This is a genomic window from Nocardia sp. NBC_01327 (genome assembly GCF_035958815.1).
GTDB lineage: Bacteria > Actinomycetota > Actinomycetes > Mycobacteriales > Mycobacteriaceae > Nocardia.
In genome coordinates this window covers 7413036-7426261 of record NZ_CP108383.1, presented here as the reverse complement: position 1 = coordinate 7426261, position 13226 = coordinate 7413036, and the positions used below count along the sequence as shown (strand labels likewise).

General features: G+C 63.7%; 5 protein-coding genes and 2 pseudogenes. 2 read left to right on the top strand and 5 right to left on the bottom strand.

The features are described from left to right. Positions 1-113 precede the first annotated feature (113 nt). Both OG326_RS34320 and OG326_RS34315 read right to left on the bottom strand, forming a co-directional pair. Entirely contained in the window at positions 114-5384 is a 5271-nt protein-coding gene (locus OG326_RS34320) for a DEAD/DEAH box helicase (RefSeq protein WP_327141277.1), read from the bottom strand. Positions 5385-5404: 20 nt separating this feature from the next. Beyond that, positions 5405-8365, bottom strand: a complete 2961-nt coding sequence (locus tag OG326_RS34315) for a hypothetical protein (protein WP_327141276.1) — start codon at positions 8363-8365, stop codon at positions 5405-5407. A 195-nt stretch (positions 8366-8560) separates the two neighbouring features. Between OG326_RS34315 and OG326_RS34310 the strand changes: the two genes are divergently transcribed. Then, positions 8561-8842 (top strand): hypothetical protein, encoded by a 282-nt coding sequence (locus OG326_RS34310; RefSeq protein ID WP_327141275.1) that lies wholly within the window; start codon positions 8561-8563, stop codon positions 8840-8842. Here OG326_RS34310 and OG326_RS43090 read toward each other — a convergent pair. From OG326_RS43090 to OG326_RS34290, 3 genes and pseudogenes are all read right to left on the bottom strand, one after another. Next, positions 8741-9474 (bottom strand): annotated as a pseudogene (locus OG326_RS43090) (IS5 family transposase). The gene OG326_RS34310 and the pseudogene OG326_RS43090 sit on opposite strands and share 102 nt — an antisense overlap. Further along, positions 9471-10600: pseudogene (locus OG326_RS34295) on the bottom strand (IS3 family transposase). Before OG326_RS34295 ends, OG326_RS43090 begins: the two co-directional pseudogenes overlap by 4 nt. Before the next feature lie 246 nt (positions 10601-10846). Further along, positions 10847-11551, bottom strand: a complete 705-nt coding sequence (locus tag OG326_RS34290; RefSeq protein ID WP_327141273.1) for a TetR/AcrR family transcriptional regulator C-terminal domain-containing protein — start codon at positions 11549-11551, stop codon at positions 10847-10849. Between the two features lie 56 nt (positions 11552-11607). Here OG326_RS34290 and OG326_RS34285 point away from each other — a divergent pair, with 56 nt between their 5' ends. Continuing rightward, positions 11608-13194, top strand: a complete 1587-nt coding sequence (locus OG326_RS34285; RefSeq protein WP_327141272.1) for an FAD-dependent monooxygenase — start codon at positions 11608-11610, stop codon at positions 13192-13194. The last annotated feature ends 32 nt before the right edge of the window (positions 13195-13226 follow it).

The following is a 13226-nucleotide window of genomic DNA, read 5'->3' as shown; positions in this document are numbered from 1 at the left end:
GTGGCGTGAACGCGAAATTGCTCGTGTTCACGCCTACCTAGGCTGTCACCCGGCGGATGCCTCCGTTTCTGCACAAACACGGTCGGTGTCCCGGTGACCCAAGAAATGACAATCTAACGAGGACTCAGGGAGTCCCATATTGAATGCGGATTCTTTCGGAACACCCTGATGTCATGCATCGAAACCCGCTGATAGCGATCTACAGCAGCTGTATACGCAGCGAGTTGTGTCGGATCGAAGTATGCGGGTTCGACTCGCCAGAGAGGATGCGTAAGCAAGACGCAGTTACCCTCCCTGACGATTGCTGGGACGCCATGGATGGTCGTGGACTCCGAATTGTGGAGTGCCCGGGGGGCGGTTTCCATCCACTTGCCCCCGGTCGGAAGTGATCTGGATAGGGTGAGCGGTTTTCCGGTTGTCAGCTCGAGCATGTCGAGCGCAAGTCGCCAGTCGAGCAGTGCATGCCGCCGCGCGTTGTTGTACGACCTCAGGCAGTCGGGACATGCTGTGTCACAGGTCTGGCTGTGGTTTTCGGCCTCCCACGTCTCTCTCAGTTCGTCGAGGGCATCGGTCAGGAGGGCGTGGAAACGTTCTTTCTGCCCGAGTTCGACCGCGTACCCGGCACCGTTCTCAGCAGTGTCCGCCAAGAAGACCGCCGCGGCGACTTGATCGTCCTCGTAGCCCGAGAGTCCTGCGATTGGAAGTCGGGTGGGAACGATGCCTGCGGTCAACTCTGCAGGGTCGAGATCGAGGAGAATCTGCGCGGCCCGTCGCAAGACCTCGGCGAAAGACGTGTAGACCGACCGTCCTGAAGGAAGGGCATGGATTGCGACACTGCCTGAACCGATTTTGAGCGGCGTGGGTGTTATCAAGAGCGCGTCGGTCACTCGCACTTCGCCGATCGTCTGCTTCCGACCGCCGATGGGGCCCTCAGGCGTAGCGGCGAGCACGGTCATGTCCTGGGGCGTGAAAACGTAGCCGCGACCGAAGTTGTCGTTTATCGTCACCAGCTGGCTTCGCGCGTAGAGGTCCAACTTGATGTGGTCCAATACAGTGCTGGCGGTCGGCGCACTCACGGGGATGAGAGCGGGGCTGGAGGTCGTGCTGAGAACTTCCTGGTCGTCATCGTATGCGCGGGCATTGTAGTCGGTGCGGAACCCAAGCGGCTCAAAAAGTTCCATTTGTTCGAGCGGCTGGTTGCATGCCGAGCAGGTCGCTGCTTCGGTCAAAACGGTCTGGCCGCAGTTGTGGCAGACGCCGACAATCTTCGGCGACCCGAGTGGGTCTACGAGCGTCGCGGCATTTCCGTTGATTGCGTACGCGGCGAAGCCTGCCGCAGTGTGCACCCAGCCGTCCTTGACGATCTCCGCGCCTGGAGCGAAGTTACGCACCGCGACCTCCAGGGTGCGATCGCTAACGGCGAGGCGCTCAAGATCGACTCTGTTGCGGACTCGCTGTCGCCACAGGTTCCGGACGCGAGTCGGGAATCCGAACATGGGCACAAGGCCGTATCGGGCGAGGGCAGCGCTGAGTTCTGTGTCGGTTGATGAGGCGGTCTCGGCGGCTACGACGCGGTCGATCTCGTTGACGAGGTCGGCTTGGATGGCTGCTTTGATGGCGGCGCGCTCGTCGTCGGTGAGCGGAGTGTGCGAGGAGAGCCGGTCCACGATCCCGCCGACGCGATTCGAGCTTGACAGCCAGTCCGCGACGCCGTCGCGGAAGTCAGCCCATTCGTGGATCTGGCCGAATGCGCCGTGGTTGCTGGCTGGAGTCCATGTCGGTGCCGGCGATTGCGATGCGAACGCCTCGAACAGGCATTCACTGGCCGTGACCCGCTGGACTATCCGGGTTCGACCGAGGTCAAGGAAGGGCTGGGGCGGGACGTCGCCCGTGATGCGTTCGGGGTGGTTGAAGTAGTACTCGTCATGTGTGCGATCACGGCATATCGTGACGGCGAAACTAAGCGCTTGTCCCGTGCGGCCTGCGCGTCCGACCCGCTGCTGGTAGTTGAAGCGCTGGGGAGGCATGTTCGCCATCAACGTCGACCGTAGCGACCCGATGTCGACGCCGACCTCCATGGTGGTCGTGACCGACAGGACGTCGAGCTCGCAGGTGAGGCTGTTCTCCCGTTGTGTGAAGGCACCCTTGAACCATCGTTGGCGGTCGCGCTGAACGGACAGCGGTTTCGTCTGTCCGGTCAGCTCGGCGATCGCCAGACGGCGCGGTTCTTGACGCGCCAACCAGGCGTAGTAGTCGGTTTCCTCGGACAGCGGCGATACGCGCAGCTCGGTGCCGAAGCACTGTCGGTTCGCGCATACGCCGAGGCTCGGGTGGAGGTGGGCGAAGTTGCACCGGGAGCAGCGCCAGACGTGCTGGCCTACAGGATGGAATACGAGTGTCGTGTCTGCTGCGCTGGTTCTCAGGAGCCATCCGCTGACCGCGCGGGCGATGGCGTCATCGCCCATGAGGGCGACAAGCTGGTCGTGCAAGTCGTCTGGGCTGATGTCCCGTGATTTCGCCACCGCGTCGAGGTATTTCCGTATCGGTGACGGGGTGACCGCAGAAGGTTGCACGCCTGCGCGTCTGCTTCCTTCCGTGCGGCCGGTGAGGCCCAGAACGCGCAGGACCGAGCCGAGGAGCTGGTCTTGTTCGGCTTCGTCGAGCGGACCTGATGTGGCCTTCCAGCCGTGGACATGGATGCGGGCGATGCCGACCGACTCCAGATCTCGTCGCGCGCGGTCGAAAGTAGCGTCGACGATCGAGGATCTCAGCGCGGACTGCAGCTTGTCCTGCCCCTGGGTCAGTGGCGGCTCATCCCATAGTCCCGGCAGCGGCGGAGGAAAGGCCCTGTACCAGGGTGTATTGCCGTCCGACGAGTCTTCCAATTGCTGGTTCCTCGGATCGGAGCCACCTGGGTTGGCACCGAGACGGACGAGGACCCCCGCTATGCGCTTGCACATCTCGGCGAATCCGACGGCGGTGGTCGCTCTCAGTGTTCCTAGTGCGTCATCGAGCGCGGCTTGATCCTCCGGTGCGAGGGGGTTTCCGCTGTACTGCTTCAAGCGTGCTGTCACGCCGGCGAGGAGGTTGGGTCTGGTTTTCAGTTCGCCGGGGTTCGCAAGGAGGGCGTCGAGCGCGGTCTCCGCGTCTGGGCCTGACGCGAGTTCGCGGCGGAGGACCTGGCGCACGAGATCGCGATGGTGGTTGCGCGCCACTCCTGCGGCAGTGCGTGCTGCGTCGTCGCGGCTGTCGGTGAAAACGATCGTCTTGGCGTTCGCGACGGCCGGAGGGACCGGATCGTCTTGCGCGAGTTCGCGAATCAGCTGCGAGAGGTACAACTGCGACGCTGCGGCCGGACCGGAATTGTGTGCTCTGATCGCCGAGCTTACCTGACCGGCTCGGTACGCGCCCTTCTTGGAACGTCCCGCAGGAACGTAGCTGCAGGCAGGACAGCGGTCCGGGAGTGCGGGCACATGATCGTCAGGCGATGAGACCACCAACCGCATCCCAGTCGGAAGGGGCCCGGTCGTCATCATTCCGAGATCCGGGTTCCATGTGACGGGCGAGAAGGCGAGCTTGACGCCGTCCTTCGTCCATGTGGGAACCTCGACGTCGAGCAGCCCTGGGCGGTACCAGAAGTATTCTTTGGCTGGACGCAGGAAGACGGGTTTGGCGCTCTGTTCCTCGGTGACGGGGCTGGGCGAGAGCCACTTTTCGTCGCGACTTCCCTCGATGATGTAGCCGCCGAGGCTGGCATCACCGCATTCATAGCAGTAGAGCAATTCGAGAACGCGGGCACCGCAATCGACGCACGCACCGATCGGCGTGGTGTACAGGCGACCGATCCTCGTGCGCCGCGCCGGATCGCATACGCCTGCGCATTCTGGATTGCTGCACGCCCACATGCCGCGGGGGACGCGAACGAATACATGAGCACGTAGCGGGATCGACGGGGGCGTGCCGACCCCGGAGTCGGAATCGCCGAGCTGCTGGAAGATGTCGGCCATCAATGAGTCTGCATCGTCGGTATCAGGGAACAGACGTTGGGCGATCTCGTTCAGCGCGGTTGCGCGGACCCGGTTCTCGGTGTCATCGATGCAAGCAGTCGCGATTGCGTGCGTCAGGAGCGTGGGGTCTACTACTCGGTCGCGCACCTGGTCTGGAGTGAGCCGCTGAGATGAAATCAGCGGAATCTGCTGCCCGGGCTCGATTGTGAAGCTGTCGGTGTCAAGTCCGAAGAACTCCGTCAGGTACAGGCGGCCGTCGTCGGAGTCGGTGAGCGAGGCGGAGGTCGCGATGATCCGCAACTGCGGGCTGTCGGGCGGCAGTCCCAACCGACGCAGCAATGCTCGCAGGATCATGGCGACTTCGCTGCCCTGGGTTCCCCGGTACAGGTGCAACTCGTCGACGACAAGAGTGAAGACGTTCTCGTCGTCATCGTTCAGCCAGGTCGCGGTCTGCTCGAACATCTCGCGCTCATAGTGCCGCATCATCATCGTGTTCAGCATCGAGTAATTCGTGACCAGGATGTCGGGGGCGTGCCTGACCATGTCCCAGCGGGTCATCATCTCGCCGGATCGTGGGTCTGGGAACTGGCTCAGGTCGACGTCCGAGCGGCCCGCACGCTGTGCAGCGGCCAGGGCGTCGTACTCGCGTTCGTGGGCGCGCAGCTCTTCCCCGACTTCGCCTGCCGCCTGCTTCGTCGCCTTCCCTGATCCGATGGTGTTGCCGGTGTAGCGGCCGAACCAGATGGGATGGTCGGTGTCGTCGTCACGGAGCGTGCGGACGGCGCGGCGTAGCCGCGTCATCTGGTCTTCGACGAGCGCGTTCGTGGGGTACAGAATCAGACCGCGGATTCCAGGCAGCCGAGTTTCGTTGCCGCGTAATGGTTTCCATTGCGGAATGGCTGAACGCCACCAGGGTGTGGGCAGACTCTGGACCGGCCACGACGAAGATTCCTGCGTTAGCCGCAGCAGCAGGGGCAGTAGAAACGACTCCGTCTTGCCGGAACCGGTACCCGATGTCACGACGACGTTGCGGCCCGGGGCCGAACCAGGCTTGAAATGGTGCAGCACCGACTGCGCCTGATGCTGACGTAGCCGCAGCGAGTCAGAGGCGATGCCGGGGAAAAGTGCAGAGGCGACACGCTCTGCCGCCTTCACCGGTATGTCGGCGCGCGCTGCCACGTCGGAAAGCAGCTCCGTGTTGGCGTAGGGGATGACCGGCTCGATCATCACCTTGCCCAGCAACACGCCGGGTTTCTCAAGCAACTCCCTGCGCTCCGCCATAACCGATTCATCGTTGAGCCAGAACGCGGTATCGAAATACCGCAGGTACGCGTCACGAAGTCCGCTAGCCAGCGTTTGTGGCGTCGTCTGATTCACTGTGGCCCCCTTCTTTGAGTTCACGTCGTCAGCAGCGTGACGATCAAGTCCGCGCAATGCCTGTCGACGGATGCGTACGACAGGCAGTTGCGCTTGTTGTTGCCGATCGTGATTCGTTTCGTTTCCGGTAGGCAGCCGGCCAGCGCGACGGTTGCACGTGCGTAGAGGCCGGGGAGCTCACAGCCGTTTGGAGACAGCAATGACTGCGAGGGCTCGTTGTAGAGCACGAATGTCCGGCCGATTTCGGCGGCAGCAAGGTGTTTTGCCAGATTGGGGCGGGTAATCGCTGTACTGCCCTTTTCGATGTCCGTCGTCGACCGATAGATGTAGAGCGTTTCGAAGCCGCGCCGCAGGCGGTATGCGCCGCTCCGCGATGGATCATCGGTTGGCATCCAGTTGGCAGAGTCCAGATCGAATCGCGCCGCAGCGTCGAAACCCGGCATCGCGCTCCGAGGCAAGCACTCGGATACAGCGGACAGGCGAGGTAGCGCCGCGAGAAGCGATGCTCCCGCATCGTGTGCGACCTGTGCGGCGTTGTGTCGAGCTACGCGCTCGGCACTCGCTTCGTCGATCCCTACCAGGAAGGTCTCGGTCGGACCGTGCTCGCTGCGCACCGTCACGATGTGATTTGCGAAGGATCCGACCAGCGACTCGCGGGCATCAGCCGGCCAGAGTCCTGTCAGTCTATAGCTGCCGTTAGCGGTTTGCGCAAGACACGCTGGCGACATCTGCCATCGTAAAGGGCGCCCGAGGTCGTCGCGTTCAATCGCTATGTGTCCCAAGGCTTCGAGCGAACGTGCGAAGTTGATGACGAATAGCGCTGAGCCTTCTAACTGGATGGCCAAAGACTCCAGCGATGCGAACGGGCCACCACCCATGTGCATCAACACATCTTGTGCGGCATCCCAATTCACGGGTTCGTCTGCTACTGGCACCAGATTCGAAATCGTCATTTGTGGCGGTGCCATCTCGTCGTGTGATTTCGTGCCTCCCCAGCGAGGAAGCCAGCCTGGATAGCGCGTGACCATCCCGCACGAGGTACACACGCCCTGGATCCACCTTGGAGCTCTACCGCCCAGCGCGGGCGGAAGCTGAATGAAGTGCGCTCCGGTGACTACACAAGATTTCGGGTCCGGTGTGCCGATCCGTACTGTCGGACGCTCGGCGACCTTTGGCGGGTTGGACCAGAAGATTTCGGCAGTCGCGCGCACGGTCGCAGTTACGCCGGATTCGCCCTGATGAGTGACTAACCCGTCAACGAAAGCGTCCTCGGGTGCTTTCTCGGATGCGGTTAGCACGCCCATCGGTGTGGCGAGAGAAAATCTCAGTCTCGGTGCGCTCGACCTCGCTGGATCGACCGTGTAGCTGGAACGAAGCCGCAACGAAGCCTGCTGTGTCGGTGTCTTCTTGGACCCCGTGTAGAGGGCGACTTCGTAATCGCCGTCCGGAAGGGCGAGATCGTTCAAGTCTGCAGCGAGAGTGCCAGTGTCAGAGCTCCAATCCTGGATGCACTCGGTTTGGAGCGACTTGCTCAGCGTGACGCGAAGTTGAGTCTCACTCTGGACGGTCGCCCTTACCTCCGGGGGTTCGAAGGTGGACCATTTCCGGACGCGTGACGGTATCCGCAAACCTCCCGCAATGGTGAGCTGATTGCGAGCGAGTGGAACGAGCTCATCGATACGTGTCTGAGTCACGGGTGCGCGGAAGAGCTGAACACCGGCGAACAGCGTCCATCCCGGCGGAAGTCCGGCCATGATCTGGTGCTTGGAAAACCCGGGGCGGGCGCATTCATTGAGAGTCTTCTCGACTTCCACGACCGCACTGGTCGAAGCGCGGCCTGTCCCTTGCCGGACGAGCACTATCGCGTCGGCCCCCAACTGGAGGCGTTCCGACTGGACGTAAGCCAACTCCAGCTCGTCATAAATGAATGGGACTACCGCTTTTGGAAGTCGTTTGTACCCCGATCCATCGCTATCGCCATCGCCGTGGTGGCGGATGCGTACGAGTCCATCGAGCACGGAGCCGAAATCGATCGTTTCCGTGTATGCAGTGCGCCAGATGCCGGCTGTTCCGCGAGAGAACCTGAGAGGCACCCAATCACCGGAAGCCCCGCGGACCTCCATCTGGCCGTCCATCACGTTGCCCAGCGGCCGCAACCCCAGGAACAGGTCCAGAGACGAGCCCAGGAAACCCGTTCGTACGGTGGCGACTAGCAGTGCGCGTCGTGGGACCGAGGTGCTAGTCGAATCCTGAGACAGCCCATTCCAGTTGGACAGCTCGATGGCCGCGATAGCGGCGATCTTGTCGTGCGAGCCGGGGCGTTGCCACAGCCTCCGCAGATTGGACGCACCTGACTCGGATGCTAGCCACGTGTTCAGATAAGGAATCAGGTCTTCGGGTGCGAGTCGCGCACCCGGGTTAAGCCCAAACTGAGCGAACATGCCGGGGAACTTCTGTCTGTCGCCCTCTCTGACCAGAGCTTGGGACATCGGGAGTCCGACATGGCGATAACTCAACGAATACGCGGTGGGCAGACCGCGTTCGCCGCCCAGGTTCACAAGCCAGACATTGACGCAGTCCCAAAAGAACTCAGCGTGCATCCGATACTGGTTGCGCAGCGCCGCATCATCGTCGGAGAGCGACAGCAGTCGCGCCAAGCGGGCATAGTAGGCGCGCGGCGCGAGACTTTCCGCAGCGTTCCCCATGTCCTCCGCCGCGAGCACAGTCAGCGCGAGGAAAGCGAGACACGGCGGCGGTTCGACTGCCGCGCGGGGCCAACTGTGCGTTTCAGACGCCAGCTCCTTCAACGAGAAGGTGCCCCGTTCCGAGATAGCCACTGCGCGAATGGCTTCGGACAGGCGGAGTCGGGGATCAGAACCCTCGTACCAGGCGATTGCTGCGATCTTTCGCAGGACGTCGGCTTCGAGGTCCAGATACGCGGGCGTCATGTCGCTGGTGACCGGATAGACGACTTCGGCCACCGCCGCATTCCAGCCGAGGTAGTCGTCCCATCGCCGAGAACGATGCTGGACAGGCTCCGTTAGGTCCCCCCGCATCAGATCGCTCCCCACTTCCATACTTCTCCGTCCCCCGGAACTGTTGTGCTCACGCCATGTTGGCGCTGGGATCTGCCTGCCATCGGCGCGAATCGTCTTGGTGTCCCGGAAGGTTCGCCCTTGCGCCACCGCAATTCGGTCGCGTGCAGAATTCTTACCATCTGTGACCGACAATCTCCTGATGCACTGGAAATTTTCAAGATCGTTATTTTGTTATCGAAAAAGACCGTACGGGCGTTTCTTCCTTCTGGCGGTAGCTGGACGATTGCATTTAGACTTCTATCGGGTTCGATTGCTGAGTCATCGCCAGCAGATGAGTGCCGCGGCGAGGTCGAGGAATCCGTGGTGAATGTCGGTGCGACGTTCCCATCGGATGGCCAGCCGCCGGTACTGGTGCAGTAGGGCGAAGGTTTACTCGACGATCCAGAGACTGGCGGTGACCTTGTTGCGGGTGCCGCGTTGGGCGATGTATCCAGTGATATGTCGCTGCCGCAGTTCGGAATACACGCTGGGATAGTCGTATCCCTTGTCCGCGATGAGGGTCGTGATCCGGCGACGAGGTCGGCCCGCACGCCCGCGCAGGGGGCGGACCCGGTCGAGCAGTGTGGGCAACATGAGGTGGTCGTTGACATTGGCCGCTGACAGCGCCACCGCGAGCGGGAATCCGTTCCCGCAGGTCAGGATGTGGTGTTTGGAGCCGGTTTTAGCGCGGTCGACCGGGCTGGGACCTGTTGCGGCGCCCCCTTTTTTTTCGCCCGCACGTGCGAGCCGTCGACCATGACCCGGTCGAAGTCGATCACCCTCGCGGCATGAGCACGGGCGAGCACGGTCTGATGAATCTGCTCGAATCCTCCGGCGGCTTGCCAGTCCCGTAACCTGCGCCAACAGGTCATTCCGGACTCGAACCCCAGCTCCTGCGGCAGGTCTTCCCATCCGATCCCGGTGATCAGCACGAACAAGATTGAATCCCCCCCGGCATGTCCGGAGACTTTGATGTACCCCGGGTTTCGTGGAGTCGGGTTGCTGGACTTCAGGCCACGGGGTGGATGGGTGACTGCATCATCTCGTACTCGATCGGCGTCCGCATACCAAGGGCTGAATGTCGGCGCTGCCGATTGTGGAAGATCTCGAGGTACTCGAAGATCGCGTTCGCCAGCTCGATCCGGGTTCTCCATCGTTGCCGGTTCAATAGCTCGGTTTGCATTCTGCCCCAAAATGATTCGATGACAGCGTTGTCGTAGCAGTCGCCGATCGACCCCATCGACGGCACCAGCCCGGACTCTCGGGCCTGGTCGGTGAAGGCCCAAGAGGTGAATTGCACCCCGTGGTCGGAATGAATGATCGTTCCCGGCCGCGGTGACCGGTTCGAAATCGCCATGCCGAGCGCATTGGTGACCAGCGTCGAGGTCTGGGCCGAATCGATGAACCAGCCCATCACCCGGCGCGAATACACGTCGAGAACTACGGCGCAGAACACCTTTCCCTCACGGGTGTGATGCGGCGTTATATCGGTGACCCACAAGCGATTTAGCTCTGATTGTGCGAACCTGCGACTGACGAGATCACCGGCGGTCGGGGTCTGGTGCCGAGGTCGGGGCCGACGACTTCCGGGCAGCCCTTTGATCTCCGCGCCCGCCATCAGCAGCTCGATCTGGCCGTGGCCGACCGCGATCCTGTGCGCCAGAGTCAGCTCCGCATGCACCCGCAGCGCTCCGTATGTTCCACGGGCGGCGGCGTGTAGCCACACATGTCGCAGCTCTCGGTGATAGGGCGGGCGCCCCTTGCATTCGTAGTAGCCGGACTCGGCCACTACGAGTAGTCGGCAGGCCGGCTGAACGCGCAGCCCTTCGGCGGCCATAGTGGCTATGGCCGCGTATCGCCTTTTGGGTCGGGGACCTCCCGCAGCAGCTCACGGGCGCGCTTCAGGATCGCGACCTCCTGTTCGAGCTCCCGGATCCGCCGCTTGGCGGCCGATAGCTCGGCCTGCTCGGCGCGGACCAGCCGGGGAGCTTGGCTGGTGTCGATTTCCTGCTGATTACGCCAGGTATAGATACATTGGCCGCTGATGCCCACGTCCGCGGCGACCTGCGCGACGGGACGACCCGCAGCTACCAGATCCAGGACCTTGCGGCGGAATTCTTCGGGATATCGCTTGAGCACGAGCACATCTCCTTCGACGATGCCGTGACCAGAAGTCAACCATCCCGACTCCGCCAATGCCGGGGTACATCAGCTTCGAGTTTCCGCAGGTCAGCGCGGTTCGAATAATGTCCGGCTAGGTCCACCATGAACCGGCAGGTGCAGCAATGTATCTGCCGATTTTTTCGTGCCCCACACGCCATTTCGTGGGGCGAATGTGGGGGCGACCGGTACCGCCACCGTGAACCGTTGACGTGTGCTGATCTCTCAGTGGCCTAGCCGGGCTGCTAGCCCGTCGAAGACGCAGTCCAGGCCGAAGGTGAATTCGATGTTGGGGTCGAGGTCTTCGGCTTCGTGGATGCGGCGGGCGAGTAGGGGGTGGTTGCCTGCTGCGATTACGTCGCGGATGTAGGGGCCGACGCTGTGTTGCCATTGTTCTTCGGTCAGGCCGGTGCGTTGTTCTGCGCGGCGGGAGGCGAGTTGGGCGGCGACTGAGCCTAGGACGTAGGCGTGGACGGCGGTGAGGGCTCGGGAGGCGAGGGTGATGTCGGGGGTGAGTGCGACTGCGGCGCGGAGGGCGGACTCGGAGCGGCGCAAGGAGTTTGGGCCGAGGGCGGGTCGTCCTGTCAGTTCGCCTGCCAGCCAGGGGTGGCGCAGAAGTGTCGTGCGCAGTGCGTGTGCGACGGCTCCTAGATCGGTACGCCAGTCTTCGGTGGATTCGGGGAGCGGATCTTCGCCCTGTGCCGCGTCGATCATCAGGTCGACGAGTTCGTCGCGGTTGGTGATGTAGCGGTAGAGCGAGGCGGTTCCGGAGCCGAGATCGCCTGCGACCCTTCGCATCGACACTGCCGCCAATCCCTCCGCGTCCGCGACGGCAAGTGCTGCGGCTACGTACTGGTCCACGCCGGGGGCGCGTCGGCGCGGTTCGGGGCGCGGTCGTGTCCACACCGATGAGGCGGCGGGTTCGGTCATCGGAGCGGTTCCTTTCCTCGTTGCTCCGCATCCTACCTTCTGGCTACAGTGTAGCCATGACGGAGACAACGTATCCAGAAGTGCCGGTGCTCGTAGTCGGCGGTGGCAGCGTCGGGCTGCTCACCGCCGCGCTGCTCACCCATCACGGTGTGGGGGCGGTGCTGGTCGAACGGCGGTCCGGTCCGTCGATTCACCCGCGCGCCACCGGAATTGGGGCGCGCACCGTCGAAATCCTGCGTGAACTCGGGCTCGACACGGCGGTGGATGCCATCGCGGTCGACCTCCGGGGCGCTGTGGGCAAGGCGGTGGCGCGGACCGTCGTCGAGATGGGCGCGGGCGATGTCGTCGCCGTGCCCATGCCGACCCCGTCTGCCGACGAACTGGATGTGACCCCGTTCAGGCTGCGTGGCGTCTGCGCTCAGGACCGGCTCGATGCTGTAGTGGCCGCGGATCTGACGCGCCGCGGAGCCGATCTGCGCTGGTCGACCCGCCTGATCGGCATCACGCAGGACGCCGAAGGGGTCGATGTCGAATTGGAAGGACCCGACGGCCGCTATTCGCTGCGGTGCACGCACGTGGTCGCCGCGGACGGCGCGCACAGCACTGTGCGGAACGCCCTCGGCGTGAGCACCTCCGGTCCGGGCGACCTCGGCAAGTCGATGATCAATATCCTGTTCCGTGCCGACCTCCGGCCTCACCTGCGCGGGATGTCCTTCGCGACCTGCACCATCACCGTGCCGGAGTCGCCCGGCCTGCTGGTCACCGTGGACGGCGAGACGAACTGGGTCTTCCACGCGGCCTGCGATAGTGACGCAGGCGAACGCCCCGAGGACTTCACGCCCGAGCGCTGCGCCGCCATCGTCCGGTCCGCGGTCGGCGATCCCGACCTCGACGTCGAGGTGCGCAGCGTGCTGCCTTGGCGCCCCCGAAGTGCCGCGGCCGAGAGATTCGCGGTCGGCCGGGTGTTCCTCGTCGGCGACGCCGCGCACACCGTGTCACCCCTGGGAGCGTTCGGCCTCAATACCGGCGTTGCCGACGCGCACAACCTCGCGTGGAAACTGGCCGCTCTCCACCACGGTGAGGCGGGTGCGGGGCTGCTCGAAACCTATGCGCACGAACGTGAACCGGTCGCCGCGGCGACGCTGGATCAGGCGCTGCGCCGGCTCGCCGATCCGCAGCTGCACTGGGGACGCGGACCCGAGGCCGATGCCGCCCGGGTGACAGCGGGGGTGTGGGCGGCACCGGTCGTGCACCTCGGCCAGCGGTACGACTCGGCCGCCGTCGTCGACCCGCGGCCGGAACTCCCGTCCACGGTGGATCTTGCTGTGGCACTGGATGGTTCACCGGGTTCGCGGGTGCCGCACGCGTGGATCGACGGGGTATCGACCCTTGATCTGGTCGCGTCCAGATGGACCCTGCTGGTGGGCGCCGAGGGCGAACGCTGGCTCACCGCGGCAGTGGATGTCGGACTCCCCGCGCACCGCGTCGCGGTCCCGTGGCTCCCGTCCGACGGCGCCATGCTCGTCCGTCCGGACGGGATTGTCGCGATGCGCGCTACGGCGTCGGTTCCGGACCCGGTGCGGTACCTCACCGAGGTCCTGGACCAGGTGCTGGCCAGGCCGACCACGGTGCCGAGCGCCTGAACGGCCGCCCAAAGCTGAAGGGCCGCACCGGG